At 69.7% G+C, this 16,716-nt stretch carries 12 protein-coding genes and 3 pseudogenes; 9 read left to right on the top strand and 6 right to left on the bottom strand.

Annotated features, from left to right (window positions below; all coding sequences use genetic code 11):
* Positions 1–420: 420 nt before the first annotated feature.
* The 7 genes from ABFX50_RS42540 to ABFX50_RS42510 all read left to right on the top strand — a co-directional run bounded on the left by ABFX50_RS42540 (position 421) and on the right by ABFX50_RS42510 (position 10,287).
* On the top strand, positions 421–3,147 hold the full coding sequence (locus ABFX50_RS42540) for a beta-L-arabinofuranosidase domain-containing protein (protein ID WP_346154963.1): 2,727 nt from the start codon (positions 421–423) through the stop codon (positions 3,145–3,147).
* A 5-nt stretch (positions 3,148–3,152) separates the two neighbouring features.
* Entirely contained in the window at positions 3,153–5,153 is a 2,001-nt protein-coding gene (locus ABFX50_RS42535; protein WP_346154962.1) for a family 43 glycosylhydrolase, read from the top strand.
* Positions 5,154–5,186: 33 nt separating this feature from the next.
* Positions 5,187–6,638, top strand: coding sequence for a non-reducing end alpha-L-arabinofuranosidase family hydrolase (locus ABFX50_RS42530; RefSeq protein WP_346154961.1), 1,452 nt, complete (start codon positions 5,187–5,189; stop codon positions 6,636–6,638).
* Positions 6,639–6,818: 180 nt separating this feature from the next.
* The gene (locus ABFX50_RS42525; RefSeq protein ID WP_346154960.1) at positions 6,819–7,841 is read left to right on the top strand and encodes a LacI family DNA-binding transcriptional regulator; all 1,023 of its coding nucleotides are present in this window, start codon (positions 6,819–6,821) and stop codon (positions 7,839–7,841) included.
* Positions 7,842–8,222: 381 nt separating this feature from the next.
* Positions 8,223–8,708, top strand: coding sequence for a hypothetical protein (locus ABFX50_RS42520; RefSeq protein WP_346154959.1), 486 nt, complete (start codon positions 8,223–8,225; stop codon positions 8,706–8,708).
* Between the two features lie 73 nt (positions 8,709–8,781).
* Complete coding sequence (locus ABFX50_RS42515; protein ID WP_346154958.1) at positions 8,782–8,997, top strand: hypothetical protein; 216 nt, start codon at positions 8,782–8,784, stop codon at positions 8,995–8,997.
* A 462-nt stretch (positions 8,998–9,459) separates the two neighbouring features.
* A complete protein-coding gene (locus ABFX50_RS42510; RefSeq protein WP_346154957.1) occupies positions 9,460–10,287 on the top strand; it encodes an alpha/beta hydrolase family protein in 828 nt (275 codons plus the stop codon).
* On the opposite strand, the gene ABFX50_RS42505 is transcribed toward ABFX50_RS42510, so the two are convergent.
* From ABFX50_RS42505 to ABFX50_RS42485, 6 genes and pseudogenes are all read right to left on the bottom strand, one after another.
* Positions 10,284–10,418, bottom strand: coding sequence for a hypothetical protein (locus ABFX50_RS42505; protein WP_346154954.1), 135 nt, complete (start codon positions 10,416–10,418; stop codon positions 10,284–10,286). The two genes, ABFX50_RS42510 and ABFX50_RS42505, sit on opposite strands and share 4 nt — an antisense overlap.
* Positions 10,415–10,996: pseudogene (locus tag ABFX50_RS42500) on the bottom strand (sugar isomerase domain-containing protein); the annotation flags it as partial. The pseudogene ABFX50_RS42500 and the gene ABFX50_RS42505, both read right to left, overlap by 4 nt.
* Before the next feature lie 25 nt (positions 10,997–11,021).
* Positions 11,022–11,180: pseudogene (locus ABFX50_RS51550) on the bottom strand (SIS domain-containing protein); the annotation flags it as partial.
* Positions 11,177–11,671, bottom strand: coding sequence for a hypothetical protein (locus ABFX50_RS42495; protein WP_346154950.1), 495 nt, complete (start codon positions 11,669–11,671; stop codon positions 11,177–11,179). The pseudogene ABFX50_RS51550 and the gene ABFX50_RS42495, both read right to left, overlap by 4 nt.
* Before the next feature lie 27 nt (positions 11,672–11,698).
* Complete coding sequence (locus ABFX50_RS42490) at positions 11,699–13,183, bottom strand: GH36-type glycosyl hydrolase domain-containing protein (RefSeq protein ID WP_346154943.1); 1,485 nt, start codon at positions 13,181–13,183, stop codon at positions 11,699–11,701.
* Positions 13,180–13,962, bottom strand: a complete 783-nt coding sequence (locus ABFX50_RS42485; RefSeq protein WP_346154941.1) for a GntR family transcriptional regulator — start codon at positions 13,960–13,962, stop codon at positions 13,180–13,182. The genes ABFX50_RS42490 and ABFX50_RS42485 overlap by 4 nt, the downstream gene beginning before the upstream one ends.
* On the opposite strand from ABFX50_RS42485, the pseudogene ABFX50_RS42480 reads away from it, so the two are divergent.
* Positions 13,952–15,385: pseudogene (locus tag ABFX50_RS42480) on the top strand (MFS transporter). The gene ABFX50_RS42485 and the pseudogene ABFX50_RS42480 sit on opposite strands and share 11 nt — an antisense overlap.
* Entirely contained in the window at positions 15,382–16,704 is a 1,323-nt protein-coding gene (locus ABFX50_RS42475; RefSeq protein WP_346154938.1) for a M28 family peptidase, read from the top strand. Before ABFX50_RS42480 ends, ABFX50_RS42475 begins: the two are co-directional and overlap by 4 nt.
* Positions 16,705–16,716 lie beyond the last annotated feature (12 nt).

Genomic DNA, 16,716 nt, shown 5'->3' with positions numbered 1-16,716 from the left:
GTAAGTTAACCCGCACGGGCCCGCACCTTACCTGTTGCCTCCCGGCGACTTCTGTGAAACTTTCACAGCAACGAGCGGTGCGGCGCGATCCTTGGGCGCAGAACTCCCAGGCGGGAAGGCATTCCGGCGGCAACGCCATGGTCGACGAGGAATGCCCTCGTTGACGCCGGGCCGGCCGTCGGATGTACTCCGCGACAACGTACTCAATGGAACAGGCCACACAGCTGGACAGAGAGATGTTAACGCTAACAGGAGTCCCGGATACCCCCTTCATCCCCGGCTACGGCACAGGACGCACCGTCCGTCGGCATGCCATGAGCCCAGGCGACGTCACCCATGAAATGTTAACGCTAACACTCACCTGAGAGTGAACCCGTGACCCCCGGGCGGTCACCACCCCCCATCTCCGAGGAGCACCGCATGTCCTTGAGCCGTCGTCAGCTCTTCCACGCCGCAGGTGCGACCGCCGCGCTCTCGGTCGCCGGCCAGGTAGCCGGCACATCCCCCGCTCTGGCGGCACTCCCCCAGGCCAGATCCGACATCGGCGTCTCGGCCTACGAGTTCGACCTCGGCCAGGTCCGGCTGACCTCCGGTCGCCTGCTGGACAACCAGAACCGCACCCTCAGCTACCTGCGCTTCGTCGACGTCGACCGGCTCCTGTACGTCTTCAGGGCCAACCACCGGCTGTCCACCAACGGCGCGGCGGCCAACGGCGGCTGGGACGCGCCCAGCTTCCCGTTCCGGTCTCACATGCAGGGCCATTTCCTGACGGCGTGGGCGCAGGCCTACGCCGTGCTCGGCGACACCACCTGCCGGGACAAGGCCGACCACATGGTGGCCGAGATGGCCCGATGCCAGGCGAACAACGGCGCCGCCGGATTCACCAGCGGCTACCTGTCCGGTTTCCCCGAGTCGGACATCACGGCCGTGGAGAACCGCACCCTGACCAACGGCAACGTGCCGTACTACTGCATCCACAAGACCCTGGCCGGGCTGCTGGACGTCTGGCGGCTGATCGGCAACACCCAGGCCAGGACCGTGCTGCTGGCCCTGGCGGGGTGGGTGGACGCACGCACGTCGCGACTCGGCCCAAGCCAGATGCAGGCCATGCTCGGCACCGAGTTCGGCGGCATGAACGCCGTCCTGACGGACCTGTACCAGATGACCGGCGACTCCCGGTGGCTGACCGCGGCCCAGCGGTTCGACCACGCGGCCGTGTTCGATCCGCTGGCCGCGGGCCAGGACCGGCTCAACGGGTTACACGCCAACACACAGGTGCCCAAGTGGATCGGGGCGGCCCGCGAGTACAAGGCGACGGGCACGACCCGCTACCGCGACATCGCCGTCAACGCCTGGTCCATCACCGTCGGCGCGCACACGTACGTGAACGGCTCCAACAGCCAGGCCGAGCACTTCCGCGCACCCCACGCGATCGCCGCCCACCTGAGCAGGGACACCGGTGAGGCGTGCAACACCTACAACATGCTCAAGCTGACCCGGGAGCTGTGGCTGCTGTCGCCGGCCCGGGCCGACTACTTCGACTACTACGAGAACGCCCTGCTCAACCACCTGATCGGGCAGCAGAACCCGGCGGACGCACACGGTCACGTCACCTACTTCACCCCGCTCAACCCCGGCGGACGGCGGGGTGTCGGCCCGGCCTGGGGCGGAGGCACCTGGAGCACGGACTACAACTCCTTCTGGTGCTGCCAGGGCACCGGGGTCGAGACCAACACCAAGCTGATGGACTCGATCTACTTCCACAACGGCACCACCCTGTTCGTGAACCTGTTCGTGCCCTCCACGCTCAACTGGAGCCGGCGCGGCATCACGGTCACCCAGACAACCTCCTATCCGGTCGGCGACACCACGTCGCTGCAGGTCACCGGCAACGCGAGCGGATCATGGACGATGCGCGTCCGCGTCCCGGCCTGGGCCCACGGCGCGACGATCAGCGTCAACGGAGTCCGGCAGAACATCGCCACCACGCCGGGCACCTACGCCGACCTCACCCGGCCGTGGGCGCCGGGCGACACCGTGACCGTGCGGCTGCCCATGCGGGTGGTCATGAAGGCCGCCAACGACAACCCCGACGTGCAAGCCGTCACCTACGGCCCGGTCGTGTTGTCGGGCGATTACGGCGACACCGGCCTGTCGTCAGCCCCCGCCCTGGCCCCTTCCTCGATCACCCGGACCAGCGCCTCCTCCCTGACCTTCACGGCCACGGCCAACGGGGCGTCGGTGCGGCTGGGGCCGTTCTACGACGCGCACGACCACAACCACGTCGTCTACTGGAACACCGGTGGCCAGGGCGGTACCGGCGCGGCGAGCTTCCGGCTGATCAACGCGGCCACCGGGCTGGCCCTCGGCGTCCAGAACATGTCCACCGCCGACGGCGGCCTGGCCCTCCAGTGGACCGACAACGGCACCGCCGACCACGACTGGGTCCCGGTCATCGACGGCGGTGCCCTGCGGCTCCGCAACGTGAACAGCGGCAAGGTGCTCGGTGTCGAGAACATGTCGACCGCCGACAACGCCCGGGTGCTCCAGTGGGGTGACACCGGCACCGCCGACCACCGCTGGACGATCAGCGACGTCGGCGACGGCTCAGTCAAGATCCGCAACGTCCACAGCTCCAAGCTGCTCGGCATCCAGAACGGCTCGGCCGCCAACGGCGCCCAGGTCGTCCAGGACGCCGACGACGGCAGCCCCGACAACCAGTGGCGGTTCGTGCCGAACGGCGCGCGGCGTCTCCAGAACATCGGCACCGGGATGGTGGTCGGCGTCACCGACATGTCCACGGCCGACGGCGCGATCGTCATCCAGTGGGGCGACACCGGCACCGCCGACCACTTGTGGACGGCGATCGTCGACACCGGCGGCTACCTGCGGCTGCGCAACTCCCACAGCCAGAAGGTGCTGGGCGTGGAGAACATGGGCACCGCCGCAGGGTCGCGCGTCGTGCAGTGGGCCGACAACGGCACCGCCGACCACCGCTGGCGGCTGCGCTACGGGTCGGCCGCCGCCTTCCGCATCCAGTGCGCCAACGGCGGACGCGTCCTCGGCCTCGCCGGCACCTCGCAGGGCGCGCGGGTCGTGCTCGCCGACGACAACGGCGCGGACAACAACCTCTGGAGGTTCCTGTGAGGCGCGTGCTCGCGGTTCTCTCGTCACTGCTTCTCGTGGGCGTGTTCCTCACGCCCCAGGCGTCGGCCGCGACGGTCGACACGAACGCGTGGTACGTGCTGCTGAACCGCAACAGCGGCAAGGCCCTGGACGTCTACAACCTGTCCACCGCCGACGGTGCGCGGATCACCCAGTGGACCCGTAACAACGGCAACCAGCAGCAGTGGCAGTTCGTCGACTCCGGCGGCGGCTACTACCGGCTCAAGTCCCGCCACTCCGGAAAGGTCCTGGACGTCCACAACTTCTCCACCGCCAACGGCGCGAACATCGTCCAATGGGCCAACCACAACGGCACCAACCAGCAATGGAGACTGGCCGACCCCGCCGGCGGCCACATCCGCTTGATCAACCGCAACAGCGACAAGGCCCTCGAAGTCCAGAACGCCTCCACCGCCGACGGCGCCGCCATCGTCCAATACGACGACTGGGGCGGGAACAACCAGCAATGGCAGCTCGTCCCGGTCAGCGGCGACAGCGACTACACCAACCCGGTCGTCTGGCAGGACTTCGCCGACGGCGACATCATCAGGGTCGGCGACGCCTACTACTACTCGGCCTCGACCATGCACTATTCGCCGGGCGCGCCGATCCTGCGCTCCTACAACCTGGTCGACTGGGAGTACGCCGGCCATTCTGTCCCGAGGCTCGACTTCAACTCGGCCGCCTACGATCTCACCGGCGGCCGGGCGTACGTGAAGGGCATCTGGGCCTCGACCCTGAACTACCGGCCCAGCAACGCCACCTACTACTGGATCGGCTGCGTCGAGTTCAACCGGACCTACGTCTACACCGCCTCCGCCGTGGACGGCACGTGGACCAAGCGCTCGCAGATCGGCAACTGCTACTACGACGCCGGCCTGCTGATCGACAGCGACGACACCATGTACGTCGCCTACGGCAACGGCACCATCAGCGTCGCCCAGCTCTCGGCCGACGGGCTCAGCCAGGTGCGCGCCCAGCAGGTGTTCCAGACTCCGAGCAGCGTCGGCACCCTGGAGGGCGCCCGCTTCTACAGGCGAGGCGGCTACTACTACATCTGGCTGACCCGCCCCGCCAACGGCCAGTACGTGCTCCGCTCCACCTCGCCGTGGGGCCCGTACGAGATGCGCCAGGTCCTGCTCGACATGCCGGGCCCCATCTCCGGCGGCGGCGTCCCCCACCAGGGCGGGCTCGTCCAGACGCAGAACGGCGACTGGTACTACATGTCCTTCGTCGACGCCTACCCCGGCGGCCGGGTCCCCGCCCTCGCGCCGATCACCTGGACCAACGACTGGCCGACTGTGCAGACCGTCAACGGCGGCTGGGGAGTCACCTATCCCAAGCCGAACATCCAGACCAACCGGACCGTGGCGCCCATGATCGGACCCGACGACTTCACCTCGGGCAGTCTCGGGCACCGCTGGGAGTGGAACCACAACCCCGACACCAGCCGCTTCTCCACCGGCAACGGCCTGCGCCTGCAGACCGCGACCGTCACAGGCGACCTCTACAACGCCCGTAACACGCTGACCCACCGCGTCCAGGGCCCGTCGTCGACGGCGACGATCGAGCTCGACCACTCGCAGATGGCCAACGGCGACCGCGCCGGGCTGGCCATGCTGCGCGACCAGTCGGCCTGGATCGGCGTCAGGCGCGACAACGGCGTCAACCGGGTCGTGATGACCAACGGCCTGACCATGAACAGCTCGTGGCAGACCACCGGCACCGGCACCGAGGCGGCGAGCGCGGCCATCTCGGGCGGCCGGATCTGGTTGCGGGTCAGCGCCGACATCCGGCCGGGGTCCGGCAGGCAGGCCCGCTTCTCCTACAGCACCGACGGCAGCACCTTCGTGAGCCTCGGTCCCGCCTTCACGTTGAACAACGCCTGGCAGTTCTTCATGGGCTACCGCTTCGGGATCTTCAACTACGCCACCAAGTCCCTCGGCGGCGCGGTCACCGTGCGCCGCTTCGACCTCATCACCCCCTGACCCGACCCGTCGACAGATGAATCGGAGAATTTCATGAAATTCAGACCACTGGCCGTCCTCGCGACGGTGGCCACCTTACTGGCGAGCCTGTTCGTCGTCCTTCAGACGCAGTCCGCCTACGCGGCCGCCGTCGACACCAACGCCTGGTACGTGCTGGTGAACCGCAACAGCGGCAAGGCTCTGGACGTCTACAACCTCGCCACCAACGACGGCGCCCGCATCACCCAGTGGACCAGGAACAACCAGAACCAGCAGCAATGGCAGTTCGTCGACTCCGGCGGCGGGTACTACCGCATCAAGTCCCGCCACTCCGGCAAGGTGCTCGACGTCCACAACTTCTCGACCGCCAACGGCGGCGCGATCGTGCAATGGGCCGACGGCAACGGCGCCAACCAGCAGTGGCGGCTGGCCGACAGCTCTGGCGGCCATGTGCGGTTCATCTCGCGCCACAGCAACAAGACCCTGGAGGTCCAGGGCGCCTCCACCGCCGACGGCGCGAACATCGTCCAGTACGACGACTGGGACGGCGCCAACCAGCAGTGGCAGCTCGTCCGGGTCGACGGCGGCAATCCCGGTACGTGCGATCTACCGTCGACGTACCGCTGGACCTCGACGGGCCCGCTCGCGAACCCGAAGTCGGGCTGGGTCTCGCTCAAGGACTTCACCGTCGCCCCCTACAACGGCAGGCACCTCGTCTACGCCACGACGCACGACACGGGCACGAGATGGGGGTCGATGAACTTCAGCCCCTTCACCAACTGGTCCGACATGGCCTCGGCCGGCCAGAACACGATGTCCTCCTCGACAGTCGCGCCCACGCTCCTCTACTTCGCGCCGAAGAACATCTGGGTGCTCGCCTACCAGTGGGGCGGGACCGCCTTCTCCTACAGGACCTCCAGCGACCCCACCAACCCGAATGGCTGGTCGGCGCAGCAGGTGCTCTTCTCAGGAAGCATCACCGGCTCCAGCACGGGCCCCATCGACCAGACACTCATCGGTGACGGCACGAACATGTACCTGTTCTTCGCCGGGGACAACGGCAAGATCTACCGGGCCGGCATGCCCATCGGGAACTTCCCTGGCAGTTTCGGCACGACCTCGACGGTGATCATGAGCGACACGACGGACAACCTGTTCGAAGCCGTTCAAGTCTACAAGCTGCAGGGCCAGAACCGATACCTCATGATCGTCGAGGCGATCGGCTCGCAGGGCCGCTACTTCCGCTCGTTCACCGCCACCAGTCTGAACGGTTCATGGACACCCCAGGCCGCCACCGAGAGCAACCCCTTCGCCGGCAAGGCCAACAGCGGCGCCACCTGGACCAACGACATCAGCCACGGCGAGCTGGTCCGCGCCGGCGCCGATCAGACCATGACCGTTGATCCCTGCAACCTGCAGCTGCTCTACCAGGGGCGCAACCCCAACTCCGGCGGCGACTACGGCCTCCTGCCCTACCGGCCGGGTCTGCTGACACTGCAGCGCTGATGGCGTGACGCCGTTCGGGGGCGGCCCGGCGGTCCGGGCCGCCCCTCCATCAACGGCGGGAGCGTACGGCGCGACCAGCGACACCGACACCGACACATGCCGTGCACGCGCGCGGCCACGGTCCCCGTCACCTCGCGGGCCGGAAACGAACGGTCCTTCCGCTCGCTCTAGACTGCCGCCATGACCACGGAGTCGTCCCCTCTCACCATCGCTCAGCTCGCCGAGCTGGCCGGAGTCTCCACCGCGACGGTCTCCAAGGTCGTGAACGGCCGTTCCGAGGTCTCGTCCGAAACCCGCGCCGCCGTGGAGGAGCTCATCCGCCGGCACGGCTACCGCCGCCAGCGCCGCCGCTCCCCGCCGACGGCCCTGGTGGAGCTCGTCTTCCACACGCTGGAGGGCGATTATCCCGTCGAAATCACCAAAGGGGTGGCGCAGGTCGCGCGTGAGCACGACCTCACGGTGGGGATAGCGGACCTGCGCCGCGACCACACCGCCGCGGCCGCCTGGCTGGAGGGTGTGCTGCGGCGCCGCCCGAGCGGCGTGATCGCGGTGTTCTCCGGCCTGACCGAGACCCAGCACGAACAGCTCGCCCGCCACGAGATCCCGCTGGTCCTGCTCGATCCTGCCGACGCTCCCGCACGGAACATCCCATCGGTGGGCGCCGGCAACTGGAACGGCGGCCTCATGGCCACCCGCCACCTCCTGGAGCTCGGGCACCGCCGCATCGCCATCATCACCGGGCCCGACTCCGCGCTGTCCAGCCGAGCCCGGCTCGACGGCTACCGCACCGCCCTCGACATGGCCGGCGTGCCCGTCGACCCGGAGCTGATCGGCCGGGGAGACTTCCTCATCGAGGGCGGTCTGGCCGAATCGCACCGCATGCTGCGCCTGCCCGACCGGCCAACCGCGATCTTCGCCACCAACGACGGCCAGGCCATCGGCGCCTACCACGCGGCTTATCAGCTCGGCCTGCGCATCCCGGACGATCTCAGCGTGATCGGATTCGACGACATGCCGTCGGTGCGGTGGACCATCCCACCGCTGACCACCATCCGCCAGCCCCTCACCGAGATGGCCGCCGCGGCCACCTCGATGCTGCTGACGCTGGCCCATGGCGAGCCGCTGCCCCAGAGCCGCGTCGAGCTGGCCACCGAACTCGTCGTCCGCGAGAGCACCGCGCCTCCCACACCCCCACCCCGCTGAGCCGAACCGCGTCGTCTATGCCTTCCTGTTCTTCACCCGCGAGCGGAGGAGCTTCCTGTGACGAGACCGGAAGGGGCGGCTCGGCGATGCCGTCGGCATCAGCAGGCAGAGCGCCCGCACGCTGGCCTCACTTACCGGCCCCCACGCGCCGTCGTGGCCGCTGTCGTTCGGCCACTCCCCCGGCGTCGGACATCCCCATGACGGCTGACCCGAGTTCGATCCGCGCGAGCGTGCGCGACTCGGCCCCGACACGGAGCAACGCGCGTGGCTGAGTTCAGCAGAGGTCGACCCGGCTGGCTCCATGTCGGCCCTCTGGAACCGCGTCTCATCCGAGCTTGGGATCCATCCGCCTTTCCGCCCGCCGAGTGCCTGCTGACCATCATGACGCTGGCCACCGTTCCCCGAGCCCTGGCCTCCCGCCTGGCCGCACACCTGACCGGCGGGATCACCGTGGGCCCAGGCGCGGTCCCCGACCTGCCGGGGTACGAGGGACTACGGAACATCTCCTTACCGGTCCAGGAGGGCACCTGGGAGAGGTCCGCCGGCGTGTACGATCCAGCGCGCCGCCGCATCGGGGTGGGGAGCGTGCCTTCTGCTTCCGTCAGCGTCGCCGCCCACGAGTTGGCCCACGCCCTCGACGATCTTGAAGCGCGCCCGTCGCACTCGACGTTCTGGATCACGCTGCACGCCTTGCGCGCAGCTGACCTGGCTCCGCCCTTTCAGCAGGACGTCAGCGAGCTGTTCGCTGAAGCCTTCGCCTGCGTGCTCACCCGCCGCGCCCGCCAGCTGATCAGGCTCATGGGCGGCGAGGAACGGGCCGCCCAGCAGGCCTACCAATGGTTCGCCCATCGCTACGGCATCGGGTGAGCAGAAGGGGTGCGATGAGCCGCAGGCTATGCTGGAAACCACGCGCCGCCTCGCGGGACGGAAGGGAGCGGGCATGAGCGCCGTCTTGTTGCCGAGCGGGGTCATCCGGGTTCCGACCATCAGCACGCTGGAGAACGGCGCCGTGGTGCACGGCACCCGCGACCTGACCCCTGAGGCGCCCGACTACGACGCCTGGCTTCCCCACGCGGTTCCCGAGGCGGAAAGCTGGCACGGTGACGCCGACGACGCCGAGCTGCTGGCCCGTTGGCGTGGCGCCGCCAGCGCCTGAAGGCGAGCGCCCGTGAGGGGCTGAGCCGCGAGCACCAGATCGCCCACCCACGCCAGCACCGACAGGGCGGCGTACTGCCACCATCCGGCCAACGCGAGCGCGACGGCACCCGAGATGAGGAACAGCGGGGTCCTGGAAGTCCTCACGGCGACCATGATTCGACGATGCCAGGCCCGGGGATCAGCCGGCAGCTTCCGTTCGGATGTACACGGAACGGTGACACTCCGCACATGGTCCGGATGTTCGTCGCGTTGGTCCCGCCCGGACGTGCAGGCCCCAGAGCGAGTGGGCCGGGCGTCACCGCGGCGGGCCACCACGACGCGGCACCCCGTGGCTCAGCATCTTCGCCTCGTCGTCAGCTTCCTGATCCCCGGCAGACCGGCCGTCGCCGGTGGATCGAGCATTGACAGCGGCCCAGCTTCGACGAAAGATACGGTCATCCGTACAACATGTGGAGGCTGTATGAGGCTTCTGGCCACCGTGGTGCTGTTACTGGGCATCATGGTCTCCCCCGCGCGAGCCACCGCCACGATCGAGTCGCACTACAGGGTTGCGGGACCGTGGACGGTCGCCACCGCCGACGTCGGCACCGCGTACAAGCTCCACTACCCGGCCGATCTCGGCGTCGGAGGCTTCAGGCATCCGATCATCACGTGGGGCAACGGAACCAACGCGGTGCCCTCGCAGTACTCGGGTGTGCTCAACCAGCTCGCGTCCTGGGGTTTCGCGGTGGTCGCCTCGACGGACAAGACGACAGGCACCGGCTCGGAGATGATCGACGCCGCACGGTACCTGGTCGACAGGAACGCCGATCCGGCCAGCGTCTTCTACGGAAAGCTCGACGTCACCAAGGTCGGTGCCGTCGGCCACTCCCAGGGCGCGGGCGGATCGGTGAACACGGCCACCAAGTCGGGTGGCCTGATCACGTCGGTGGTGCCGATCGCCCTGCCCGCCCCTGGCTTGGTGGGGTCGGGCGACAGGTTCTTCGTGGATCAGCTGACCTGTCCCGTGCTGTTCCTCAGCGGCAGCAACGACTGGCTGATCTCGCCGCACTCCGCCGTCCAGGGTTACTACAACGCCGTCTCCGGCGCCGCCGCCAAGGCCATGCTCAAGGGGGCGGGGCACAACACGATCCAGGGCTCGGGCGGCGGCTTCCTCGGGTACCTGACCGCGTGGCTGATGTACACCCTCCAGGGCGACTCCACCGCGCGCGGCGCCTTCGTCGGCTCCCCTCCCGAGATCGGCACCAACCCCTCATGGGAGAACGCGGCCCAGAAGAGCCTGCCCTAGCTGTCGCCAGGCCTGGTGATGTCGATGCCGTCGGCGAGATCGACGCCGAACGCCGTGCCGCCGGTGGCCTCCACCGCCCCGATGCAGGCGCTGCCGATGCCGCCGTGCGATCCGGTCACCAGGACGGTCATGGCTTTCTCAGCACCTCGGCCGCCCTGCGGGCGTGCTTCAGATAGGCGGCCTCGAACAGTTCCTCGGCTCGCCGCGGCCCGACGAGCTTGGCGCTGGAGATGACCGGCGGAACCAGGCCGTCCTCGGCCAGCCGCTCGGCCGTACGGACCTTGATCTCGTTGACCACGGCGACGGCGGCCACCGTGCTGCCGGGGCCGACCGGCTCGGTCAGCCCGTCGATCCTGCACAAGGCGTCGCCCACGGGTGTGCAGAGGTCGATCACCACATCGGCGTGGTCGGCCAGGCGGGTCCCGCTCGGGTGGCCGGGCTCGACGGCGTTCGTCTCCCGCATCGACGTCACCGCGATCACGGGCACGCCCGCCTTGCGCAGCCCCATGGCCATCTCGATCGGGACCGCGTTCAGCCCGCTGACGCTGAACACGATCGCCGCGTCGGTCGGGCGCAGCTCGTAGTTGGTAAGGATCTGCTCGGCCAGTCCCTCGACCCGCTCGATGAACATCGCCTGCCGCATCCCGTTCGCCCCGCCGGCCTGCGTGTAGAACGTCATCGACAGCTCCACGACGGGATGGAAGCCCGGATAGGAGCCCGTACCGAGGGAACATCTCCTCCACGCCCATCCGGGAGTGCCCGGTGCCGAAGGTGTGCACGACGCCCCCGCTGCCGATCACCCTGGCCGCGATCGCGGCCGCGGCCTCGATCGCCTCCTCCTGGGTGCGTTCGATCTCGCCGAGCAGTTCGACCGCGCGCCTGATCCATCTCATGCCGGTGTCCCTCCATGGGGTGCGGCGCCGACGGACAGCACCCTGCTCTCGAACGAGGCGCCGCCGCCGATGCGGAGGGCGCCTGAGATGTCGGGCTCGACGCCCAGGAGCCGTAGGTAGGCCAGCAACGGCTGGGCGTGCGCGTGCAGGTTGGCCACCGGGTAGGCCTGCATGGCGACGCCGAGGCCGACCAGGTCCCAGGTGCGGCCCGGGCGGACCGACTCCGGCGGCAGGTAGGCGTCGGGCCCGGACAGCGTGCCCTCCCAGACGTCGGGGTAGGCCGCCGCGTGCGCGGCCAGCGACATCCGCCGCCACCAGGCCCAGCCGAGCTCGGGAGCGTGCGCGGCGGCGGCCCAGACGAGTGTCATGTTGATCGCGTACCAGATCGCGCCGTCGGCTCCCGGCGCGGCGGGCCACCTGACCCTGGCGCCCAGCGGTGATCCCGCGGCGGCCGTGTCCTTGATCCGCTCCAGCAGCCCGCGGGCCCGCACGGGCGAGGCGGCGCCGCAGAGGATCGCCTACGGCTGGACCTCCAGCCACAGGTCGTCCTCGCCGACCACGGCTCCGGGACCGTAGGCGCGGCGGAACCAGCGCCCGTTCCACTCGCCGGCGACCAGGTCCCGCAGTTCCTCGCCGAGCTTGCGCGCCTCAGCCCCCGTCGCGTGGTCGCCGAGCCGCTCGGCCAGCGCCGCGTAGCGAGGCAGCACCCAGGCGGCCATCGCCGAGTTCAGCACGGACTCGCCGTGCTCGATCATCTCCTCCCTCGGCACGCCGCTCATGGAGATCGCCAGGTCGTTCCAGTCGGCGTTGAGCATCCGCATGTGCCCGTGCTCGCCCCGGCCGACGACGTCGGCGAAGAAGCGGAACTGGCGGCGCAGGTTCTCTCCGAGAGGCACCGCCTCTGCGGCGTGCACAGGGTGGTACGGCACGGCCTCGCCGAACGCCCGCACGTCTCCCGTCGCGGCCAGGTACTCCACTCCGAGCCACAGCGCCCACAGATTCTGGTCGGAGGGCCGGAACAGGTCGGTCCACGGCGACTTGTCCGGCCGTAGCGCGTACGGCAGGTCACCGTCGGGGCTCCCCCACGCGCACGTGTTGCGCAGCACGGACAGGGCCAGGTCGGGCTCGGTGTACACGAGCGGCAGCGCGTGCTGCAGCGGATCACGCGCGGCCCCGTTGAAACCGTGCCTGAACGAGTAGCACGAGCCCTGGTCCAGCGTGTGGCCGCCGAGCACGCCGTCGGCGCACGCGCCACCGGTCAGCAGCGCCGCGTGCCACGGAATCTCCCGCTCGGCTTCGGGAGCCTGTACGGCATGCGCCCGCGGCAGCCGCGCGACGAGCTTCCCCAGGCTTTCCTCGAAGCCGGCGGCCCCCTCGAATCCGGCGGTGCCCTCGGCGAGGAGGCCGTAGCGGAACTCCACGATCGTCTCGGTTTCGAGGTCGAGGGTGACGGTGAGCCGCCCCGACCTGGTCCTTTCCCCTCCCAGCAGCTCCAGTTCGAGCCCGGGATCCGCCGCAGGAACAGGACCGCTGATCAGCCTGACGTCGGCGGGGCGGGACTCCCACTCCTCGGTCAGCGCCAGCCGTACCGGCTCGCCGGTGAGGTTGCGCACCCGCAGCCGGATGAGGACCCACGGCTGCTCCCCCTCGGGGCAGAGCACCGTGCGCTCGAGCGACACCCGTTCGTCGGCCACTCGGACCACCGCGAACGTCGGCCCGAACAGGCGCTCGGCCGTGGATCCCGCGGTGGACAGCTCGCCGATCCTGCTCACGCCGGTGCCGCGGGTCAGCCAGCGCAGCCCGGTGTGCTCGTCGAACAGGTCGCAGCGGCCGTAGTTGTCGGCGACGAGTGTGATCCGCCGGTTCCCGAGGTGGACGACGTGCCGCCTCGTCGGCGGGTCGAGGATCGGGTCCCACAACGCGCGCGGGTCGCGCTCCTGGTCCATGGTGTAGGAGAACGCGGGCAGGCCGTGGAGGAGCGTCCACTCGCCGAAGGAGCTCATGGCCTGGCCGGGCCGAGCAGGACGTTCTTCGCGTCGTTGAGATCGACGGAGAAGACGGCCAGGTCGCCTCTGGCGTGGCGGATCGTGTACTCCAGGGGCAGTCCCGCCTCGGTGGCCGTGGTCCTGCTGGTCGCCAGGAGGGCCGCGGCGATGGGGACGTGAAGCAGCTCGGCCAGGCGGTAGTCGGCGTTGACCGCGCCGATCGTCTCCCTGCCCGAGGTGGGGCTCAGCCCGTACCTGAGCCGCAGCAGCCCGTACAGCGAGCCGGTCAGATCCTCGTCCAGGATGCCCGGCACCAGCTCCGAAGGGAGATGGGCGCTCTCGATCATGCACGGCTCGCCGTCGAGGAGCCTGATCCGCTCCAGGAACACGATCTCCGCTCCGGCCTCGAGACCGAGTGCGGGCGCCACGGCGACGGGGCAGGGCCGCGGCTTGGCCTCCAGCACCCGCGTGGTGGGCTTGCGTCCCAGCTTGGCCATCGTCTCGGTGAAGCCGGCGGGCCTGGCGCCCAGCTCGGAGGCGGCCCCGAGCGGCGCCGTGTAGGTGCCGCTGCCCTGCCTGGCCACCAGCAGGCCCTCCTGGACCAGGTCGCCGATCGCCCGCCGCGCGGTCGCCCTGCTGACCCCCGCGAAGGTCATCAGGTCCTTCTCGGCGGGGATGGGGGTGTCGGGGGCGCAGCCGGCGATCACCGCGCGCAGGCGCTCGCGCAGCTGGTAGTAGAGCGGTACGGCAGCGCCGGGTTCGAGGGCCAGCCGCCGCGCCCAGTCGATGTCAGTCATCCGTCCTCTTCCCAATTTGTACGGACGACCGTATCTTTTCCGCCAACGGTATCCGTGTCAACGGAGGTGCTCGGTCATGGCCGTCTTAACTGGGCAGACGACGAGGGGCGAGCGGCTCGCCTATTTCGGCGGCGGTTTCGGGATCAACCTCCTGAGCGGGACCATCGGTTCCTACGTCCTCATCTATCTCACCGACGTGGTCGGGCTGGCCGCGGCGGCCGTCGGCACGCTGCTCCTGGTGGCGAGGCTCCTTGACGCGGTCGGCGACCCGCTCATGGGGTACGTGATCGACCACCTCCCCGAAAGGCACGGCGGCCGCTACCGCCCATACCTGTTCACCGGCGCGCTCCTGGCCTCCGTCAGCTTCCTCTCGGTCTTCTTCCTTCCCCTCCGGACGCCGTGGCCGCTGCTGGCCGCCTGGGTCACCTACCTGCTCTGGGGCTTCGTCGCGGACCTGGTCGACCTGCCGTTCATCTCACTGCTGCCGACGATGGCCGCCGACACCGCCGAGCGATCGCGCCTGGCGGGGCTGTCGACGTTCGGGCGGATCCTCGGCGTGCTGGTGATCAACGTGGCGACCATCCCGGTGGTCTCCTCGTTCGCCGACGAGCGGACGGGCTAGCAGGTCTGGGCCCTCTGCCTGGTCCTCGCGTCGCTGGCCATCATGGCGATCGTGCCGGGAAGGGTGCGCGAGCGCGTCCGCCCGGTGAATCCGCAGCGGTACGGCCTGCGCCGGCTGGTCACGCTGATCCTGACGAACCGGGCGGCGATGGTCCTGGTCACCGCCAAGCTCAGCGCTTCGACCGCCATCGCGGCCGGCGGCGCCAGCGTCTACTACTTCACCTACAACGTGGGCGACAGGTCGCTGATCAGCATCGCGGCCCTGGCCATGGTGGCGCCGACGATGCTGGGGGCGCTGCTGGTGCCGGCGCTGATCCGGCGCATCGGGCTCAAGGCCGCCCTGCTGGGGGCGCTGATGCTGTCGGCTGCGCCGTCCGTGGTGATCTGGCTGGTGCACTCGAACGTCACGCTGGTCCTTGTCCTGATGGGGCTGACGGCCGTGGGCGGCGGCGCGACGCTCACCGCGGCCAACGCCACCATCGCCGAGCTCGTGGACTACGCCGAATGGCGCTTCGGCGACCGCGCGGAGGGCGCGTTCACCTCGCTGGCCGCCTTCGCCGCGAAGGCGGGCGCTGGGCTGGGCGGCGCGATGGTGGCCTACACGCTCGCGTTCACCGGCTACGTGGGCGGCGCCCGGCAGAGCGAACAGGCGTTGGACGGGATCGTCTTCGCGATGACGCTGCTGCCTGCCGCCGTGTTGCTGGCCGGCGCTGCGGTCTTCCTCGCCTACCCCGTGACCAGGGAACTGTCGGAGCGGGTCGCGGCCGAGCTCGCCGAACGACGTCAGGAGGCTCTTTCGTGATCGTGTCCAGTGCGGCCCAGATGATGGAGTGGATCGAGACGGTGGTCGCCGAAGGCGTCCGCCGCCCCGGGTATCCGGCCGACGACAGGGTGGCGCAGTGGGCCGCAGGGTTGTTCGCGGACTTCGGGCTGCGGGACGTACGGCTGCCGCCAGTCGAGCTGGAAGCCTGGCACCCGGTCGGCGCCACGCTGCGGGCCCACCTCGACGCCGACCCGGCCACGATCGTCGAGGTGGCGGCGTTCGCGCTGCCGTACACGATGGAGAAGGCGCGGGTGACGGCGCCGCTGGCCCGCGCGCCCGAGCCCGGCGCGATCGTGGTGAAGGAGTGCGTGCTCGGCCGGCTCCCCCAGGCGTTGCTACGTGAGGCCGCGACGTCGTTCTACGATCCCGAGGGCGTCTTCGACCACCTCGAACAGATCCTGCCCATGGACCTGGACGCGATGGCCGGCCTCGGGGCGGCGATCGAGGCCGGCGCCGCGGGTTTCGTCGGCGCCTTCACCGGCATGCCGTGGGAGAGCCGCGACCACTACGTGCCCTACGACGCGGTCCGCCGGCCCCTCCCCGCGGTCTGGCTGTCGCGCGACGACTCCCGCAGGCTGCTCGCCCTCATGTCCGAGGGCCCGTGCACCGCGACGCTCAGCGTCGAGGCGGAGGTACGGCCGGCGGTCTCGCGCAACGTGACCGGCGTGCTGCCAGGCCGCTCCGACCAGTGGGTGATCATCGGGTCGCACCACGACGCGCCCTGGGCCTCGGCGGTGGAGGACGCCTCGGGCGTGGCGCTCGTGCTGGCCGCCGCGCGGTACTGGTCGCAGGTGCCGCGTGAGCGGCGGCCACACAACCTGCTGTTCCTGCTCACGGCGGGGCACATGGCTCATGCGGCCGGCACCAGGGCCTTCATCGCCGCCAACAGGGACCTCCTCGGCAAGGTCGTGCTCCAGCTTCACCTGGAGCACGCCGCCCTGCGGTGCGAGATCGTCGACGGCGTTCTGGTGCCGACCGCCGATCCCGAGCCGCGCTGGTGGTTCACCACCCAGGATCCCCGGCTGGAGAAGCTGGTCCATGACACGCTCGTCGCCGAGGACCTGCGCCGGTCGTTCGTCGTACGGCCCGACATCTTCGACCCGATGCCGCTCACGGACGGCGCGTTCTTCTTTCCCGAGAAGGTGCCGCGGGTGCACTTCCTGGCGGCGCCGATGTACCTGTTCGACTCGGCCGACACCCTCGACAAGGTCGATCAGGCCGCTCTCGAGCCGCTCACCAGGGCGGCCATCCGCATCGTGCTCGGCACCGACGGCTGGACCCGACCACCGGACCTCTGACACACGACCCGG

The organism is Nonomuraea recticatena (assembly GCF_039533245.1).
In the GTDB taxonomy this organism is placed as follows: Bacteria; Actinomycetota; Actinomycetes; order Streptosporangiales; family Streptosporangiaceae; genus Nonomuraea; species Nonomuraea roseola.
This window is presented reverse-complemented; position numbering and strand designations above follow the sequence as displayed.

Excerpts from the sequence above, each read along its gene's own strand:
- ABFX50_RS42540 (WP_346154963.1), top strand. The coding sequence starts at position 421 with ATGTCCTTGAGCCGTCGTCAGCTCTTCCACGCCGCAGGTGCGACCGCC.
- ABFX50_RS42530 (WP_346154961.1), top strand. The coding sequence starts at position 5,187 with ATGAAATTCAGACCACTGGCCGTCCTCGCGACGGTGGCCACCTTACTG.
- ABFX50_RS42525 (WP_346154960.1), top strand. The coding sequence starts at position 6,819 with ATGACCACGGAGTCGTCCCCTCTCACCATCGCTCAGCTCGCCGAGCTG.
- ABFX50_RS42520 (WP_346154959.1), top strand. The coding sequence starts at position 8,223 with ATGACGCTGGCCACCGTTCCCCGAGCCCTGGCCTCCCGCCTGGCCGCA.
- ABFX50_RS42515 (WP_346154958.1), top strand. The coding sequence starts at position 8,782 with ATGAGCGCCGTCTTGTTGCCGAGCGGGGTCATCCGGGTTCCGACCATC.
- ABFX50_RS42510 (WP_346154957.1), top strand. The coding sequence starts at position 9,460 with ATGAGGCTTCTGGCCACCGTGGTGCTGTTACTGGGCATCATGGTCTCC.
- ABFX50_RS42505 (WP_346154954.1), bottom strand. The coding sequence starts at position 10,418 with ATGACCGTCCTGGTGACCGGATCGCACGGCGGCATCGGCAGCGCCTGC.
- ABFX50_RS42490 (WP_346154943.1), bottom strand. The coding sequence starts at position 13,183 with ATGAGCTCCTTCGGCGAGTGGACGCTCCTCCACGGCCTGCCCGCGTTC.
- ABFX50_RS42485 (WP_346154941.1), bottom strand. The coding sequence starts at position 13,962 with ATGACTGACATCGACTGGGCGCGGCGGCTGGCCCTCGAACCCGGCGCT.